15 protein-coding genes are annotated in these 16,906 nt (G+C 56.7%); 5 read left to right on the top strand and 10 right to left on the bottom strand.

Annotated elements, in window-relative coordinates:
- The first annotated feature begins 127 nt into the window (after positions 1-127).
- The 4 genes from Dpoa569_RS12150 to Dpoa569_RS12135 all read left to right on the top strand — a co-directional run bounded on the left by Dpoa569_RS12150 (position 128) and on the right by Dpoa569_RS12135 (position 4,808).
- The gene (locus tag Dpoa569_RS12150; RefSeq protein WP_050569425.1) at positions 128-865 is read left to right on the top strand and encodes a response regulator; all 738 of its coding nucleotides are present in this window, start codon (positions 128-130) and stop codon (positions 863-865) included.
- Positions 862-1,986 carry an ATP-binding protein gene (locus Dpoa569_RS12145; protein WP_042869689.1) on the top strand — a complete coding sequence of 375 codons (1,125 nt, stop codon included), beginning with the start codon at positions 862-864 and terminating at the stop codon, positions 1,984-1,986. Before Dpoa569_RS12150 ends, Dpoa569_RS12145 begins: the two co-directional genes overlap by 4 nt.
- Before the next feature lie 42 nt (positions 1,987-2,028).
- Entirely contained in the window at positions 2,029-2,793 is a 765-nt protein-coding gene (locus Dpoa569_RS12140) for a sulfite exporter TauE/SafE family protein (RefSeq protein WP_042869691.1), read from the top strand.
- A 278-nt stretch (positions 2,794-3,071) separates the two neighbouring features.
- Positions 3,072-4,808, top strand: a complete 1,737-nt coding sequence (locus Dpoa569_RS12135; RefSeq protein ID WP_042869694.1) for an ABC-F family ATP-binding cassette domain-containing protein — start codon at positions 3,072-3,074, stop codon at positions 4,806-4,808.
- Between the two features lie 90 nt (positions 4,809-4,898).
- On the opposite strand, the gene Dpoa569_RS12130 is transcribed toward Dpoa569_RS12135, so the two are convergent.
- The 4 genes from Dpoa569_RS12130 to cfa all read right to left on the bottom strand — a co-directional run bounded on the left by Dpoa569_RS12130 (position 4,899) and on the right by cfa (position 9,035).
- The gene (locus Dpoa569_RS12130; RefSeq protein WP_042869696.1) at positions 4,899-5,594 is read right to left on the bottom strand and encodes a LutC/YkgG family protein; all 696 of its coding nucleotides are present in this window, start codon (positions 5,592-5,594) and stop codon (positions 4,899-4,901) included.
- On the bottom strand, positions 5,594-7,021 hold the full coding sequence (locus tag Dpoa569_RS12125; protein WP_042869698.1) for a LutB/LldF family L-lactate oxidation iron-sulfur protein: 1,428 nt from the start codon (positions 7,019-7,021) through the stop codon (positions 5,594-5,596). The genes Dpoa569_RS12130 and Dpoa569_RS12125 overlap by 1 nt, the downstream gene beginning before the upstream one ends.
- A gap of 9 nt (positions 7,022-7,030) precedes the next feature.
- Positions 7,031-7,750, bottom strand: a complete 720-nt coding sequence (locus Dpoa569_RS12120) for a (Fe-S)-binding protein (protein WP_042869700.1) — start codon at positions 7,748-7,750, stop codon at positions 7,031-7,033.
- Positions 7,751-7,886: 136 nt separating this feature from the next.
- Positions 7,887-9,035, bottom strand: a complete 1,149-nt coding sequence (cfa, locus tag Dpoa569_RS12115) for a cyclopropane fatty acyl phospholipid synthase (RefSeq protein ID WP_042869703.1) — start codon at positions 9,033-9,035, stop codon at positions 7,887-7,889.
- Positions 9,036-9,405: 370 nt separating this feature from the next.
- Here cfa and Dpoa569_RS12110 point away from each other — a divergent pair, with 370 nt between their 5' ends.
- Complete coding sequence (locus tag Dpoa569_RS12110) at positions 9,406-10,203, top strand: helix-turn-helix domain-containing protein (protein ID WP_042869705.1); 798 nt, start codon at positions 9,406-9,408, stop codon at positions 10,201-10,203.
- Positions 10,204-10,260: 57 nt separating this feature from the next.
- Here the strand turns inward: Dpoa569_RS12110 and Dpoa569_RS12105 are convergent, their stop codons facing one another.
- The 6 genes from Dpoa569_RS12105 to Dpoa569_RS12080 form a co-directional block, all read right to left on the bottom strand.
- Positions 10,261-10,956: a CidB/LrgB family autolysis modulator gene (locus Dpoa569_RS12105; RefSeq protein WP_042869708.1), complete on the bottom strand. Its 696-nt coding sequence runs from the start codon at positions 10,954-10,956 to the stop codon at positions 10,261-10,263.
- Positions 10,946-11,371, bottom strand: coding sequence for a CidA/LrgA family protein (locus tag Dpoa569_RS12100; RefSeq protein WP_042869710.1), 426 nt, complete (start codon positions 11,369-11,371; stop codon positions 10,946-10,948). Before Dpoa569_RS12100 ends, Dpoa569_RS12105 begins: the two co-directional genes overlap by 11 nt.
- A gap of 179 nt (positions 11,372-11,550) precedes the next feature.
- Positions 11,551-12,189, bottom strand: coding sequence for a response regulator transcription factor (locus Dpoa569_RS12095; RefSeq protein WP_042869711.1), 639 nt, complete (start codon positions 12,187-12,189; stop codon positions 11,551-11,553).
- The gene (locus Dpoa569_RS12090; RefSeq protein ID WP_042869714.1) at positions 12,182-13,252 is read right to left on the bottom strand and encodes a sensor histidine kinase; all 1,071 of its coding nucleotides are present in this window, start codon (positions 13,250-13,252) and stop codon (positions 12,182-12,184) included. Before Dpoa569_RS12090 ends, Dpoa569_RS12095 begins: the two co-directional genes overlap by 8 nt.
- 61 nt (positions 13,253-13,313) lie before the next feature.
- Positions 13,314-14,642, bottom strand: a complete 1,329-nt coding sequence (locus Dpoa569_RS12085; protein WP_146411398.1) for an ABC transporter ATP-binding protein — start codon at positions 14,640-14,642, stop codon at positions 13,314-13,316.
- 7 nt (positions 14,643-14,649) lie between these two features.
- A complete protein-coding gene (locus Dpoa569_RS12080) occupies positions 14,650-16,404 on the bottom strand; it encodes an ABC transporter permease (RefSeq protein ID WP_042869718.1) in 1,755 nt (584 codons plus the stop codon).
- Positions 16,405-16,906: the final 502 nt, after the last annotated feature.

The following is a 16,906-nucleotide window of genomic DNA, read 5'->3' as shown; positions in this document are numbered from 1 at the left end:
GTAATCTCTGGTTATCGGCCATAGGGCGGCCAGACTGCGGGAGTGTGCGCCTGTTGTGTGCGGTTTTCGTTGGATAAATATGGAGATATGATGGAGAACCTTGCATTTTTTATTAATGAGATGACTGATGATTGTGCATACGCCATCCATGCCAATGGCTGACGAGATCCATGGATTGGTGCTTATCGCCGAAGATGAACCAGAAATTGCCGATATTCTCCGGGCTTACCTGACACGTAGCGGTTTACGCACCCTTCATGCCGCCAACGGGCGTCAGGCGCTGGAGCTTCATCTTTCCATGAAACCGGATCTGGTGCTGCTGGATGTGCAGATGCCGCAGGTTGATGGCTGGCAGGTGCTGTCGGGGATTCGTCTGCGTGGCGATACGCCGGTGATTATGCTGACTGCGCTGGATCAGGATATCGACAAACTGATGGGCTTGCGGATTGGCGCTGACGATTACGTGGTTAAACCATTCAATCCTGCTGAAGTGGTGGCGCGGGTGCAGGCGGTGTTGCGCCGCGCCGGGCTGCGAGCCGAGCGTCAGTCGCCGCGTTTCCTGCGTACCGGTATTTTTCAAATCGATCTGGAAAGCCATGAAGTGGTTGTGGAATGCAATGGCGTTAGCCAGCCGTTGGATCTGACGCTAACCGAATTTCGGTTGATAGCCCATATGGCCCGTGCGCCGCGGCGGGTCTTCAGCCGTGAGGAACTGCTGGTATCTTGCCTGCCGGAAGGGGATTCTCTGGAACGCACTGTAGACAGCCACATCAGCAAACTGCGTAAGAAACTGGAGCGACTGGGGCTTATCGGCGTGCCGTCCAGCGTGCGCGGCGTTGGTTACCGGCTGGGTGAATCATCGTGAAGCACAAAGGCAGCTTAAGCCGACAAATTCTGCGCTCCATGACGCTGCTGGCGTTGTCCGTCACGCTGGTGATGGTGGTTGGCTCTTATATTTTCTATGCCTTTATGCTGACGATTTCGCCAGAAAGCCTGTCGCCGAATGATCAGTGGATGCCGACCACGATAGAGTGGTTCTGGATGGGGGGCACCACGCTACTGGCGCTGATGATAGCGTCGGTGCTGGCGGTTCGTCTGTCGCGCCGTATTCTGGTGCCGTTGAATTCGGTAGCGCATAGTTTGCGCCAAATCGCCGAAGGTGAGCTGAATGCGCGCGCCGAAACTGACGATTATTCGCTGGGTGAGGCCGCATTGCTGGTGCGTGACTTTAATACCATGGCGGAGCGGCTGGAGCGCATGGCGCAGGAACGGGCGTTCTGGAATGCCGCCATCGCGCACGAACTGCGCACGCCGGTCACCATTTTACGTGGCCGGTTGCAGGGGTTGACCGAAGGTGTATTCGAACCCGATATCGGGTTGTTTCGCAATCTGCTGACGCAGGTAGAAGGGCTGGGACGGCTTATTGAGGATTTGCGGGTGGTCGGGCTAGCAGAGAGTGGTCATCTTGAACTGCGCTGGGCTTCAACCCATTTATCTGACGAGGTGAACGAGGTCGTCAATGCGTTTGGTCCCACGCTGCAAAGCGCTGGGTTTAGCCTGTCGCTGGCGTTGGAAGACCGGGTGGTGCAATGTGATCCGGTGCGGATTCGTCAGGCGCTGCTGGCATTGTTGGAGAATGCGCAAAAACATGCCACCCCCGGACCGTTACACATCCGGACAGCGGTAGAACGTGGGTGGGCGTATCTGCGGGTTGAAGACAGTGGTCCTGGTATTGACCCGCAGTTCGCCGGGCTGATTTTTGAGGCGTTTCAGCGTGGTGAACAGTCGCGTGTGGATAACAGCAAAAGCAGTGGGTTGGGGCTGGCGGTGGTGCAGGCGATTGCTCAGGCGCATGGCGGGCAGGTGAGTTGTGGCCCTGCGCCATCAGGCGGCGCATTGTTCGAGCTACGCTGGCCAACTGCTGGCCGAGCCGTTGGGCTGCTGGTCAGCGAGCAATCGTTCAGCCATCAATTGAATAATAAATAATCGAATAATAAACAAGCGATATAACGGGTGTGGTGGTGAGTTATGGCCAGTTTGCTGATGACCAATGTAGTGTTGTGTTTGATTCTGGGGATGGGACTTGGGGTGTGCGGCGGGATGTTAGGCATCGGCGGCGGGCTGATCGCCATTCCGGTGTTGGGGATGCTGTTTGGTATGAACCAGCACCTCGCGCAGGGTACGGCGTTGATTATGATTACGCCGAACGTGCTGATAGGCTTTTTGCGCTACCGACAGCGCAACAAGATAGATACCCGCATGACGCTGATGCTGTGCGCTTTCGCTACGGTGTCGGCCTATGTTGCCGCGCACATGGCTGCCGCCATTCAGGTTGATAACCTGCAACAGGCGTTTGCCATTTTCCTGCTGGTGCTGGCGACGTACTACATCTGGCAGTGGGTCAACAGCCAGCGCAGTCGCATGCCGACCTCAGTATTATCAAAACGTTATCTTCCTGCGCTCGGTGTGGCGAGCGGCTTCATGTCCGGTATTTTTACCGTGGGTGGCGGGCTGGTGGTGGTGCCGGCGCTGGTGACACTGTTCGGTTTCACCCAAACGCAGGCGCAGGGCATTGCGTTGGCGCTGGTGGTGCCCGGCGCACTGGCCGCGCTGGCATCTTACGCTCAGGCCGGTAATGTAGACTGGGCGACCGGCATCCCGCTGGCGATTGGCGGCATTCTCAGTGTGTCGTGGGGGGTGGCGCTGGCGCACAAACTGCCGGTGGTGGTGTTGCGGCTGGCATTCTGCCTGGTGCTGATAGGTGTGGCGCTGGTGATGCTGGCAGGGAAATAATCTGCAAACGGGTGGCGTAGCCCACCCGTTGCCGTTACAATCCGGGCATCGATTAACCTTTGGATAACAATTAAGGAGGATAATTATGCTGCTCTGTGGAATGTTTAACACTTCACATCCTCTTGGTGATCGCCGCTGCTCAAGCGTTATCGATATCGTGCTGCGATAACGGTGGCTTGAGCGAAGCAAACCGTATTTTCCCTTCCCTCGGCCTTACCGGGTTATCGTCGGCGTTGTGTTGACGAGGCACAGTTGTGCCTGTAACTCTTGAGTAAGCAATGAGCACTTTACTGACAGTACACGCATTGAGCGTGGATACCCCTTTCGGCCCTCTGCTGAACGACATTTCTTTTACCTTGAATCAGGGCGACCGCCTTGGTCTTATCGGCCATAACGGTTGCGGCAAAAGCACACTGTTAAAACTACTGGACGGTACGTTATCGCCAAACCGCGGCAATGTGACGCTCGCCAATCACTGTCTGCTTGCACGCGTTGAGCAACATCTGCCAGTGGATTTGCATTCGTTGACGATGCTGGAGGCGGTGCTGGCACGCCTTCCTGAAACGGAGCGCGTCAGCGAACGCTGGCGGACGGAAACCTTGCTGGCGGAAATGGGCTTTGGCGAACAGGACTGGCTGCTGCCCTCCGGCACGTTGAGCGGCGGCCAGCATACCCGGCTGCTGCTGGCGAGAGCGCTGATTACTTCGCCAGACCTGTTGCTGCTGGATGAGCCGAGCAACCATCTGGATTTGCCGACATTATTGTGGCTGGAGCAGTTTCTGCAACAGTGGAGCGGCAGCTTTGTGTTGGTTTCTCACGACAGCCAGTTGCTGGATAACGTCACCAACGGCAGTTACATCCTGCGTGACCAACAGTTGCATTACTTTGGATTGCCCTGTAGCGCTGCCCGTGCCGCGCTGACGGAGCGTGATCGCAGTGATGCGCTGCGCCACAACGCGGAACAAAAGGAAATCGACCGTGTAACTGCCAGTGCCAGGCGGCTGGCGATGTGGGGCAAGGTCTACGATAACGAAGACCTGGCGCGCAAGGCCAAGCAGATGGAAAAGCGTATCGAACGGCTAAAAGAGGATCAGACCGAGCTGACCGCCGGTAGTCGGTGGCGACTGGCGCTGCATGGCGAAGCGCTGAGTGCGGATCGTCTGCTGGAGATGACGGCGCTGGCGGTAAGCCCGGCACCGGAGCATCCGGCATTGTTCACCCTGCCGTTGCAGCGAGTGAAAAGTGGTGATCGGGTGGCGATTATTGGCCGCAACGGCTGTGGCAAGTCTTCGCTGTTGCGTCTGTTATGGCAGCAATACCAGCATCCGACGCAGGATGAAGCCATTCGCCTGCATCCCCGTGTCCGGCTGGGGTATTACGACCAGACGCTGCATCAATTGCGTGATGACGAGACCTTGTTTGATGCGTTGACACCGTTCGCACCGGTGGCGCAGGACCGCAAAATGGCCTTGATCAGTGCCGGTTTCCCGTGGTCGCGCCATCAGCAAACCGTCGCCACCCTGAGCGGCGGCGAACGTGCCCGGTTGCTGTTTGTCGGGTTGTCACTGGCGCGTTACGGGTTGTTGATGCTGGATGAGCCGACCAACCACTTGGACATGGAGGGCAAAGAGGCGCTGGCCGAGACGTTGAAAACCTTTGCTGGCGGTGTGTTGCTGGTAACGCATGATCGGGCGCTGATAAGCCAGAGTTGTAACCGCTTCTGGCTGGTTGAGCACGGCGTGTTGAGCGAGTGGCACGATCTGGACTTGATCTATCAGCGTCTGGGGGCTGCATCTGCTGACACCGCACCCTCTTCGGCACCGCCACCAGCGGCGGCGTCACAGGTGACATCAGAGCGTATCGATGAAGCCGACAGGCTGTTGGCGCAACTGGTTGAACTGGAAAACCGGCTGGCTGAAGACCTGGCGCGTAAGGCGAAGCACCAGAAACCCGCGCTACAGACGCAATGGCGGCAAGAAATAGCCCGCCTCAACGCCTTGCTGGGATTGGCCTAACCTCAGTGTGGCCCCCAGCGGGGGCCACACTGTTATAGGCTCTTAATGGGTGTCATCACTGTACTGTCATACACCTCATGCCGCAGGTTATCAGCAATCCTCAATAATCAGGTACGCGGCATTTAACGGCCCGTGTACCCCCACCACCTTGATCAGTTCGATATCGGCGGTAGAACTGGGGCCTGCGATCAGATTGATACACGACGGCAAGGTTTCACCCTGTTGCGCCCGCTGGCGCAGATGCTGGGCCAGTTGTGCGACGCGCGGCAACAGGCAGCTTTTGCGCACAATAAACAGCGTTGATTCTGGCAGCAGGCTCAGGCCTCGCCCCTGTTGCGGGGTTGAGAACAGCACCACGCCGCCGGATTCGGTCAGGCCATAATCGGCGTAGACCACGCCGATATGCGCTTGTGCCGCCAGCTTCAGGTTGTTTTCGCCTGCTGCCGGGTCCCAGCACTGGGCCTGATGGTGCTGTTGCAGGTAGTCGGTGACCCCCAGCTCCGCCAGCCGCGCATCGCCGCTGACCAGCACCGGCGCGCCGCCATAACGCTGACACAACCGCCCGGCGGCCTGCGCCACCTCAGCCAGCGGGGTGCGTTCGCAATGCGCCAGCATCACGTTACTGGCGTAATCGATGAAGGCGTCGCAGCGCTGTTGCGGCGTCAGCTCGGTCAGGCGGATTTGCGCCGGGTTGTTTTCCATCGGCGGCATCGGCGGCGGCGTCTGGCGGGGTTCCCGGCCAAGTCGTCGGGCCAGGGTGGACAGAAAGACGTCACGGTTTTCCATTAGCGTTGCTCCTTATTCTGACGCTGGTGCTGTTTGAACCAACTGCGAAAACTCTCGCCATCGGCATCCGGCAGGTCGCGGGCGGCGGTCCACTCGCTAATCGCGCCAATGTTGAACGGTATTTTGCCGTCACGAATCAGCCAGCGTGCCGCACGTGCGCCTGCCACCATCCCGACTTTCCATATTCCAGGGTGGCGGTTGGCGTAGTTGAACCAGCGGACCATGCGTTGCTCAGCGGCTGGCGTCATGCCGTTTTCTGCCAGCGTACGCCGGTGTTGCACGATCAGCGAGGACAACGGAATGCGAACCGGGCAGACGTCGTCGCAGGAGGTACACAGTGAACAGGCGTAAGGCAAATGTTTAAAATCTTTATACCCGCCCAGCAGCGGCGACAGCACCGCGCCGATGGGTCCGGGGTAGATAGAGCCGTAACCATGGCCGCCGATATGACGGTAAGCAGGGCAGGTGTTGATGCAGGCACCGCAGCGAATGCAGCGCAGAATATCGTGGAACGGCGACCCCAGCACCTGTGAGCGGCCATTATCTACGATGACCAGATGAAACTCTTCCGGGCCATCGATGCCGCCGGCATCACGTGGGCCGGTCAGCCAGGTGTTGTAGCCGGTCAACCGGGCGCCAACCGCACTGCGCGCCAGCATGGTGAGCACCACATCCAGTTCCTCAAAGGTGGGAACAATACGTTCCATGCCCATGACGGCGATGTGGATGCGTGGCAGGGTGGTGCATAGCCGGGCGTTGCCTTCGTTGCTCACCAGACTCACGGTGCCGGTTTCCGCCACGGCAAAGTTGCAGCCGGTGATCCCCACCTCGGCGCTAAGGAAGTCGGCGCGGATTTTCTGGCGAATAAAACGCGTCATCGCTTCCGGCGTTTCCGGGCCGTCGTAGCCCAACTGCTGTTGCAGTACACGGCGGATTTGATGGCGATCTTTGTGGATGGCGGGCACCACCACGTGAGAGGGGGCGTCTTTGTCCAGTTGCAGGATGTATTCGCCCAGATCGGTTTCCACCACGTCGATGCCGGCGGCTTCCAGCACGGCGTTCATGCCGATCTCTTCGGTCACCATCGACTTGGATTTCACCACCTTGCGGGCCTGTTTGGCCTGTGTGACTTGCAAGATGTAACGGGTAGCGTCTTCGCGTGTTTCGGCAAAAAACACGTTGCCGCCGCGAGCGGTGACCTGTTCCGATAACTGATACAGATAGGCGTCAAGATTATCGAGCACATGGGCGCGGATTTGCGCAGCGCGGGTGCGCCAGACATCCCACTGGCCGAGTTCATCAACCATCTTCTGGCGGTTGGCGCCGATACGTTCCTGCGCGTTGGCCACCGCCTGACGCATGATAGGGTCGTCGATCTGCTGGCGGATACGCTCATGGAATGGGGTATTGCTGGTTTTGAGGTACATGGCGTCTCCTTAACGACTCATCAGCACTTCAGCGATATGCAGCACTTTAACGGCGTGCCCTTCGCGCTTTAGCCGTCCGGCGATGTTGATAAGGCAACTGGCATCGGCGCCGATCAGGTAGTCCGGTTTGGCTTCCATGATGTGCGCCACCTTTTCTTTCACCATTTCACCGGAAATCTCCGCCATTTTGACGGAAAACGTACCGCCGAAACCGCAGCAGGTTTCCTGTGCGTGGAACGGCAGCAGTTCCAGATCACGCACCTGACGCAGCAAGGCCAGCGGCTCTTCGCGAACGCCCAATTTGCGATACAGACTACAAGAGGGGTGATAGACCGCTTTGCCTGGCAGGCGCGCACCGACATCGGTAACCCCAAGCTGGTTGACAATAAACGAGGTGAAGTCAACCATCCGGCTGGCGACCCGTTCGGCACGGCTGGCCCATGTCGGTTCATCCATCAGCCAGTCGACATAATGGCGGATAGCGTTAGTGCAGGAACCGGCTGGTGAGACGATAGGGTCATCGTTCTCTTCCAGCGCGGCTATCAAGGTTTTCATGCCCGGTAGCGCGTCACGGATGTACCCGCTGTTGATGGCAGGTTGGCCGCAGCAGCCCTGTCGTTCAGGAAAGTGAACGCGGCAGCCGAGCTGTTCCAGCAGCAGCACGCTGTCACGCGCCATGCGCGATTTGAGCGCATCGCCGATGCAGGTGACAAAGAAATTAACATTCATGTTGTTTTAGCTTCCTGTTTGTAGGGGTTGGCAATCTATTGATTTAAATCGTATTGATTTAAAAGCGTATCGGTTAAAACAATCACTGTGGCGCTTATCATCATCAGTTCGCTGGCCTGCGCAGTGGCCTGAACCGTTAACGCGGCACGCACAACCCGTGAGTGACGCCCCGGCTAAAGAGGACCTGCCATAGCTGGATGTTTCTGGCCCGAAAGGCGCCGGCGCACGCCGTCAGGTAATAACTAAACATTCGTCGGAAGGCGGGCGAATAATCAGCAGCCAGTTGCGGCCAGGCGGTATTAAAACGGGCCAGCCAGGCCATCAGGGTTTTATCGTAATCGGCACCGAAGTTGTGCCAGTCTTCCATCACAAAATAGGGTTCGCTGGTGCTGGCGATTTGTTTAATGGATGGCAGGCATCCGTTGGGGAAAATGTATTTATTAATCCACGGGTCAACGTTATGAGCTGTAGTATTCGACCCAATGGTATGTAACAGGAACAGGCCGTCCGGCTTCAGGCACCGGTCTGCCATCTCAAAATAGTCGGCGTAATTTTTCGGCCCCACGTGTTCAAACATGCCGACGGAGACAATACGGTCATATTGTTGGTGCAGATCGCGGTAATCCTGCAACAGAATATGGATATCCAGCTCGCCACATCGTTCTTCTATAAAGGCTTTCTGCTCGGCAGAAATGGTGATGCCATGTACGGTGACACCGTAATGCTGAGCGGCGTATACCGCCAGCCCGCCCCAGCCACAGCCGATATCCAGCAGCGTCATACCGGGTTTGAGCTGGAGCTTTTCGCAGATCAACGCCAGTTTGTGCTGCTGGGCCTCTTCAAGCGTGTCGGCCTGTTTCCAGTAGCCGCATGAGTATTGCATGTAAGGGTCAAGCATATGACTGAACAGGTCGTTGCCGAGGTCGTAGTGCACTTTGCCGACCTGCCAGGCGCGTTTGCGGGACTGAAGGTTGACCAGCCGCGCCAGTGCGATGCGCATCAGATCACGCCAGCGTGACGGGCGTTGTTCATCCAGCCGGGCAGCCAGTATACGGTGGAAAAACATATCGAGCCGCGGGCAGTCCCACCAGCCTTCCATATAGCTCTCACCCAGCCCAAGCGAACCCTGTTGCAATACCCGTTTGAAAAAGCGTGAATCATTAATCTGAATATCCCAGGGTTCGGTGCCATTAATAGTAATGCTGGCCTGATGTAATAATTCCTGCGTGATACGCCGCCATTCATTTTTCTCGCTGATATCATCAACGATGCACACATTACTCATGATATCTCCTTTAAATAACAGTTAATTCAATTACCTATTATTAAAATTAATGACTACTGGGGTACTGTTATTTCGGGTGACATCATGCTGCTATCGGCAATATGACGTCTTTCATCAAAAAATGAACAAGTATCAAAGTACGAACAAGGTATGGCTAAAAACGGCGAATGGCCGAGACATAAATAGAATGTCGCTTCCATGAGTTATTCCTCAATCCATAGGCTGGTTTGAAAAATCGTATAATCACAGAGAATCTGTTCTTCAGGTTATGAGCTGACACCTGCTGAATAGATGCTGATTATCGGGCAAATCAGGCTGTCCTGCGTTACCCTATCAAGACAAACTTCATCGAGTAGAGGTCAGGTTCGTTATGTCCCATGCGCTTGTGTCGTCTCCCCATTTGCCGATAGCAGGGCAACCTGCGCCGGTATTGCTTTCCCTGCCGCGCCCGGTCTACTTTCGCAGCTACCCGCTGACGAAGGAGACGGAAGTGGCGTCGCATCAGCACCCGTTTGTCGAGTTTCTGTACGCGCGCGAAGGGGGAATGCGGGTGGAGATTGAAGGCAAGACCCTGATCGTGCCGGTGCTGTACGGCGTCTGGATACCGGCGCATGTACCGCACCGCATTCTGGCGACCAGTGATGTGTTGCTGGAAAGTTTGTATATCGAGCCGGAGTATGTAGCTATCGACCACAGTGGTTGCAAGGTGGTGCTGGTCAGCGATTTCATCCGCGAGTTTATTCACTATGCCACCGGGCATGTGCCGGAACAGTATGACTACGAGGGGGATGATGCCCGGTTGGTCAGGGTGCTGACGACGTTGCTGCGGCAGTTGCCGGATGCGGGTTTTTCACTGTCGTGGCCGCCTTCCGCCACGCTGATGCGGGTGTGCCGCGCTATTCAGCAGACGCCGGATGCGCTGCACGGTATTGACGAGTGGGCGGCGCGCACCGGGATGTCGGTGCGTACGTTTTCGCGCCGTTTTAAAAAGGAAACCGGCGTGGCGTTCAGCGAGTGGAAGAAACGTATGCGGCTGCTGGAATCGGTGGTGATGCTAAAGAATAACCACAGCGTAACGCAGGTGGCGCTGGAACTAGGGTATGCCAGCACCGCCTCGTTTACCTTCGCGTTTCGGCAAATGTTTGGCGTGCCGCCGACACGCTATTAATTCCCGCTTTCTCGACCGGTGGTACGGCTGTTTTGGTACGACTGTTTTGGGTACAGATTAGTGCGCCAGAGCGACCAGCATCGGGAACAGCAGCGGTGCAACCAGCGAGGTGATGATGCCGCAGATCACCAGCGCCAGCGAACTGAATGCGCCTTCTTCATAATCCAGCTCGGCGCAGCGGGCAGTGCCAAGTGCGTGCGACGCGGTGCCCATTGCCAGCCCACGCGATGCTTTAGTGTGTATGCGCATGGCGTTAAGCAGTGTGTGGCCGAATACCGCGCCGAGAATACCGACGAAGATCACGCACACCGCGCTGATAGCCGGGATACCGCCGATGCTGCCGCCTACTGCCATGGCTATCGGCGTGGTGACTGATTTCGGCATGATCGAGGCGGCAATCGCCGGTGTGGCGCCCAGCCGCAGCGCAATCCAGGTGCCGCTCACCATCGCCACCAGACTGCCAATAAAACAGACGCTGATGATCGACTTCCAGCGCATACGGATTTGATGCAACTGCTCATACAACGGAAACGCCAGCGCCACCACCGCGGGTTGCAGCAGGCTGTTTAGCACCGAGCTGCCCTGAAAATAGCGTTGGTATGGGATATGGCAGACCAGCAACAACGCAATCAACACCACCATAGACACCAGCAGCGGGTTTAACAACGGTGAATTCAGCCGCTGTGCCAGCCAACGCGCTAAAAAGAACACCAGTAGCGTCAACGGCAGCGACCAGACGATATCATGCAACATGATCGGCTCCTTTTTCTGCCTCTTCTGTCCCGGTCTGATGACGGGCTGATTTACGCCCGTGGAGCATATGCGAACATACGCTGACGGTAATCAACACCACCAGCGTGCTGGCGGCGCAGGAAACGATAATCGGCGCGAACTGGGCACGCAGCAGGTTGAAATACTGCATGACACCGACGCCAATCGGCACAAACAGCAGCGCCATATAGCGGATCAACACATGGCAACCCGGTTTGACCCACTTCACCGGGATAATCTGTAATGACAACAACAAAAACAGGATCAGCATACCGATGATGCTGCCCGGTAAGGTGATAGGCAGCACGGCGGCAAGGCCGATACCAAGGTACAAACAAGCGTAAATCAGTAAAAACGCTCTGGCCTGATGCCAGAAGCGGAGGGTAACGGTATTCATGAAAGCATCTGCCACGCTAAAATTGGGTGGATAACGGTGTTGATTATCGCTCGCTTAGTTGTGGCGCTTATTATCAAATCAGGACGATATTTATCGATTATAGGACGAGTTGCCGGGAGGGAATGGGCGGTAATCGCCTGTCCGGATGGAGAGCAGCAGTGTTATGGAGAGCAGCCGCGTTATCCCTGCGCCGTCTTTCTCAGCGCATCGTATAACCGCACCAGTTCGGCCAGCGAGTCGGCATTCATTTTGCGCATCACTGCTGCGCGCCGCACTTTCACCGTGATTTCGCTAACGCCAAGCTGTGCGGCGATCTGTTTGTTCAACTGCCCGGTCACCACCTGTTCCAGTACTTGCTGTTCGCCGGTGGTCAGGCTGTCGTAGCACGCCTGTAGCCTGGCCTGAATATCAGCCTGACGGCGTTGTTCGTTGTCCCGTTCCAGCCCTTTTTGGATGGCATCAAGCAGCTCCTGTTCACGAAACGGTTTGGTCAGAAACTCCAGCGCACCGGCTTTCATGGCACGTACTGACATCGGAATATCGCCGTGGGCGGTAATAAAAATGACCGGCAGCATGATGCCGTGGCGGTGCATGTCATCCTGAAAGTCCAGCCCACTCATGCCCGGCATCCGCACATCCAGAATCAGGCAGCCTGGGCGGTCTGGCCGGGGCGCGTTGATAAACTGTTGCGGCGACTCGAAGGCGCGACTTTCCAGCCCGACCGATGCCAGCAGATCTTCCAGCGCGGCCCGTACCGATGCGTCATCATCGACGATATAAACGAGCGGCGTATTTTCATGCAGCGATGTGTCATTCATGGTGCTTTTTTTCCGTCCCCGGCAGGGTGAAGTAAAAGGTGGCGCCGCCGTCGTGGTTGGCGCTGGCCCAAATCTGGCCGCCGTGGGTTTCGATGATCGAACGGCTAATGGTCAGGCCCATCCCCATGCCGGTTGATTTGGTGGTGAAAAAGGTTTCAAACAGTCGCTCACGTTGTTCCGGCGTGAAGCCAACACCATTATCGCAAACCGCAAAGCGGATATCGCCGCTGTTATCACGATCCACCGTGACTGATAGCGTGCGTGGTTCCGTGTCGGCAGCGCTGATGGCCTCCACCGCGTTCAGGATCAGGTTCATCAGCACCTGCTGAATCTGGATCTTATCGGCCAGAATGGGTGGTAACCCTTCTGCGACGTTGAGGTCGAACAGAATACGTTGTTGCGTCAGTTCGCTGCGAATCAACAGCAGCATTTCATCAATGGTGTCGGTGATGTTTAACCACGCCTTGTGCACAGGGGTTCGGCTGGCGAATCCACGGATACGGGCGATGATTTCGCTGGCGCGATTGGCATCGTTGATGATGCGCTGTAGCGCCAGCTCCGCACGCTCCTGATTGGGCGGTGTGGCGTTAAGCCAGCGCAGACAAGCGTGGCTGCTGGTAACAATAGAAGCCAGTGGCTGGTTGACTTCATGGGCTATTGACGCAGTCAACTCGCCCATCAGGTTAACGCGGGAGATTTGCGCCAGTTGGGCGCGTGCTTCATGAAAGGCGTTGATGGCCGACGACATTTTCAGTGCCAGATACGTCGATAGCGTGATCGCCAGCAGGCTGATGCCGCAGTTGATCAGGCTGGATTCATTGCCGCTGGGTTTGCTGAGCTTATAACTGAGCAACGTCAGCACGATGCACAGCGCGGCAATGGCGGTGACGCCTCGCGGGGTAAGAAAACGTACCGCCAGCAGTACGATGGCAATCTGAAATACCCCCACCGCAATTTCCAGATCAGTGAGGGTATCCACCACCGAGATACCTACTGCCATCAGCACCAGCGGGATGACCCGCAGTGTGGTGGCAGCGTGACCGACACGTGTTTTATCACTCATGTTTTACCACTCATGAACAAAGACCTTTTTCTGTGTCGTTCCCACTGCCGGCGGCGCGTGATTACGACGGATTTTCCAGGCTGAACTGGTCGTGGGTATCGTCGTAGGCGAACAATTCCGCGTAACGTCCCCACTGCGTGACCGAGTTCAACGTCTGGGCGGCATCGATTTCCGACATAAAATCTTCCAGTTCGTCGCGGAAACGACGCGCCGGAGCAGTACGAGACGAGCGTTCGTCCAGTACCCGCCGAATATGTGCCACCAGCGGCACGTAGTTGAGCAAGTGCTGGGCGAACAGCTGTTTGCGCTCGTCCACGCTGGCGTTGGCGTAACGCGCGGCGGCAGGCAGCAGCCGGATATCACCGCCCTGCAATTCAGCAAAACGCAGCAGTTGCAAAATTTCCCCCACCGGGAACAGCTCGTCAGCGGTGTACTGCAAGGCATTGGCCAATTCAGGCAGGTCCGCCTTACCCGCATAGGGCGCGGCGTGAACGGCTTCAATCAGGCCAGCCAGCGAGTTGGTGGATACCAATGGCAGCACCATACCCAGCCCGGTACCTGGGAAAATCCCCTGCCGTGCGGCGCCTGCGCTGTTATCAGAGGTCATTTTAACGTAAATGTCTTCAACCAGCGCACGAAATGCCGGGTCCTGGCGATTACGCGGTTGCGGCAGGTCAACGCGGATTTCACAGGCGACCCGACCGGGGTTGATGGAAAACAGAACGATACGATCACACATCAGTACCGCTTCTTCGATGTTATGCGTCACCATCAGAATGGATTTGATCGGCATTCTGCCTTCGCCCCACAAATCCAGCAGATCGGTGCGCAGGGTTTCGGCGGTCAACACGTCCAGCGCGGAAAACGGCTCGTCCATCAACAGGATGTCCGGGTCCACCACCAGCGCACGCGCCAGCCCGACGCGCTGGCGCATCCCGCCGGACAACTCTTTAGGATAGGCGTTCTCAAAGCCGTCAAGACCGATGAGATCAATCGCTGCCAGCGCCCGTTTGCGCCGCTGTTCTACCGGTACATTTTGCGCTTCCAGCCCGACTTCAACGTTTTGCTGCACCGTCAGCCAGGGAAACAGCGCAAAGCTCTGGAACACCATGCTGACGGTCGTCGGTTTGCCATCCGGCCCCGGCGGAAAATCTACCTGACCGGCGCTTGGCGTGAGCAACCCGGCGATGGAGCGCAGCAAGGTCGATTTACCGGAACCGGAACGACCGAGCAGCCCGACGATTTCGTTGTCGTACAACGTCAGGTTGACGTCATCCAGCACCAGCCGTTCGGCGCTGCCGGGTTTACCATACAGATGCCGAACGTGTTGTACATTCACCAGGCAGTTCTGTTGATGAGCCAGATGGGTTGGCTGAAGAATAGTCATCATGTTCTCCTTAACCGAGGCGCAGGCGGCGTTCGGCGAATTGGTACAAGGGGCGCCACAGCAGGCGGTTAAACGCGATCACGAATACCGACATCACCGCGATGCCGAGCGCGACCTGATGAAAATCGGCGGCGGTGGTCGCGTTGGCGATGTAAGCGCCAAGGCCGGTGGCTTCCAGATGTTGTTTCCCCCAGGAAATGGATTCGGACACGATACTGGCGTTCCAGGAGCCGCCGGAGGCAGTGAGCGCGCCCGTGACGTAATAAGGGAAAATGCCCGGCAGCGCGACTTGACGCCACCACTGCCAGCGCCGGATGCCGTAAATACGCGCGGCTTCCAGCAGATCGGTCGGCAGGGCCGCCGTACCGGCGATCACGTTAAACAGGATGTACCACTGGGTACCCAGTATCATCAGCGGTGACAGCCAGATATCCGGGTTGAGGTTAAAACCGGCAATCAGGATGACGGCGAACGGGAACAACACGTTGGCCGGAAAGGCGGCCAGAAACTGCGCCAGCGGTTGCAGACGTTCAGCCACACTGGGTTGCAGGCCGATCCACACACCGACAGGCACCCAGATGACGCTGGCCAGCGCAATCAGCACCACCACTCGTACCAGCGTCGCCATACCCATGCCGAATACCGCAATCACATCCGCCATGCCAAGTGAGGCACCGATGTATTGCACCAGCTGTACCACGCCTGTCAGCACACCGATAATCACCAGCGCCAGCCACAACCGATCTGTGACCTTGTTGTAACGGGGGCTGGGGGCATAGCGTAAAAAACGCGGCATCTGCGGCCAGCGCAACGCTGCCAGCGTGTAGAACGGCCAGCCAAGTATCTTGATGATCGCCGTCGAGATGTGAGTGCGACGGACAAGGTCGTAAACCCAGGAGCGCGGCCTTTTTTGTGAGGCAGTTTGTTCGAAACGGAATTTATCCGCCCAGGCGACGACTGGCCGGAACAGCAGTTGATCGTAAAGCACTATCACGATGGTCATAGCGATAACCGCCCAGGCGATAGCCGTCAGATTTTCCTGCGCGATTGCCAGCGCCAGCCAGGAGCCAATCCCCGGCAGGCTGACGGTGGTGTTGCCGACGGTGATGGCTTCTGAAGCGACTACGAAGAACCAGCCGCCGGACATCGACATCATCATGTTCCACACCAGACCGGGGATAGCGAACGGCAGTTCGAGGCGGATAAACCGCCGCCAGGGCGAGAAGCCGAATTGCTGGCTGACTTCGCTCAAATCACCGGGAAGGGTGCGCAGCGACTGGAAAAAGCTAAACGCCATATTCCAGGCCTGACTGGTGAAAATGGCGAAAATAGCCGCGCATTCCACGCCCATCTGGCGACCAGGAAACAACCCCATAAAAAACGTAACGGTAAAGGTCAAAAAACCCAGCACCGGCACCGATTGCAGAATATCCAGCGCCGGGATAATCACCATTTCGGCCTTGCGGCTCTTGGCGGCCAGCGTGGCGACGACCAGCGTGAACAGCAACGATACCGCCAGTGCCACAAACATGCGCAGGGTGGTGCGTAGCGCATATTCCGGCAGCAGGGCGATATCGAGCCTGACCGGGCTGGCATCCAGAATGGAGAGCGGCAGGCTCATTTGTTCCATGCCGTACACCACCAGCGCAATCACCAGCGCCAGCAGCGTGAAAAATAGGATATCGGCCCGATAGGACGGCGCAGCGCGCTGCCTGGTGAGCAGTGCACGATGGTCAGTCATGATGTCCTGGAGTGGATGGCGCATGATTTTCCTCCCGGTAATGTCAGGCAGTAGCCGGAAAGTCATTCCGATGCTATTTGCCAAATCTGGTTGCCAAAATAAGAGCCTATCCCATTAGGGCTATTTCACTTGCCATTTTGGCCCTGGGTAGTGCTCGAACTCCTCACGTACTACGTGTACGCTCCGGGTTCTCCGCGGCTTCCCAAGTCCAAACTGGCTACGCCAATAACGCCTACTGGGATAGGCTCTAGGGATACCGGTATTGTCAGTGTGCGCTGAGCAATACGACGATGGGGCGGCATATTCTTTAATGAGTGGCAGGAAAATAAAATAATCGAGACAAAGCGTCCACGATTAAAAGGTATAGGCCATTTATACCAAAGTATATTTTCGTGAAATGGCGTAACGTCTGGAATGAAAAAATTTAAATTTTTTATTTAAAATCAATTTTTTTTATTTTTGCTGGGTAATTGTTGCTGATATTTTTTCATTCGGTAGATGGCCGATGGGGAATACTATTTATTTT

Source organism: Dickeya poaceiphila, assembly GCF_007858975.2.
GTDB classification, from domain to species: Bacteria; Pseudomonadota; Gammaproteobacteria; order Enterobacterales; family Enterobacteriaceae; genus Dickeya; species Dickeya poaceiphila.
The sequence above is the reverse complement of the archived record's forward strand: the minus strand, read 5'-3'. Positions and strand labels throughout refer to the sequence as shown.

Excerpts from the sequence above, each read along its gene's own strand:
- Dpoa569_RS12150 (WP_050569425.1), top strand. The coding sequence starts at position 128 with ATGATTGTGCATACGCCATCCATGCCAATGGCTGACGAGATCCATGGA.
- Dpoa569_RS12140 (WP_042869691.1), top strand. The coding sequence starts at position 2,029 with ATGGCCAGTTTGCTGATGACCAATGTAGTGTTGTGTTTGATTCTGGGG.
- Dpoa569_RS12135 (WP_042869694.1), top strand. The coding sequence starts at position 3,072 with ATGAGCACTTTACTGACAGTACACGCATTGAGCGTGGATACCCCTTTC.
- Dpoa569_RS12130 (WP_042869696.1), bottom strand. The coding sequence starts at position 5,594 with ATGGAAAACCGTGACGTCTTTCTGTCCACCCTGGCCCGACGACTTGGC.
- Dpoa569_RS12125 (WP_042869698.1), bottom strand. The coding sequence starts at position 7,021 with ATGTACCTCAAAACCAGCAATACCCCATTCCATGAGCGTATCCGCCAG.
- Dpoa569_RS12120 (WP_042869700.1), bottom strand. The coding sequence starts at position 7,750 with ATGAATGTTAATTTCTTTGTCACCTGCATCGGCGATGCGCTCAAATCG.
- cfa (WP_042869703.1), bottom strand. The coding sequence starts at position 9,035 with ATGAGTAATGTGTGCATCGTTGATGATATCAGCGAGAAAAATGAATGG.
- Dpoa569_RS12110 (WP_042869705.1), top strand. The coding sequence starts at position 9,406 with ATGTCCCATGCGCTTGTGTCGTCTCCCCATTTGCCGATAGCAGGGCAA.
- Dpoa569_RS12105 (WP_042869708.1), bottom strand. The coding sequence starts at position 10,956 with ATGTTGCATGATATCGTCTGGTCGCTGCCGTTGACGCTACTGGTGTTC.
- Dpoa569_RS12100 (WP_042869710.1), bottom strand. The coding sequence starts at position 11,371 with ATGAATACCGTTACCCTCCGCTTCTGGCATCAGGCCAGAGCGTTTTTA.
- Dpoa569_RS12095 (WP_042869711.1), bottom strand. The coding sequence starts at position 12,189 with ATGAATGACACATCGCTGCATGAAAATACGCCGCTCGTTTATATCGTC.
- Dpoa569_RS12090 (WP_042869714.1), bottom strand. The coding sequence starts at position 13,252 with ATGAGTGATAAAACACGTGTCGGTCACGCTGCCACCACACTGCGGGTC.
- Dpoa569_RS12085 (WP_146411398.1), bottom strand. The coding sequence starts at position 14,642 with ATGATGACTATTCTTCAGCCAACCCATCTGGCTCATCAACAGAACTGC.
- Dpoa569_RS12080 (WP_042869718.1), bottom strand. The coding sequence starts at position 16,404 with ATGCGCCATCCACTCCAGGACATCATGACTGACCATCGTGCACTGCTC.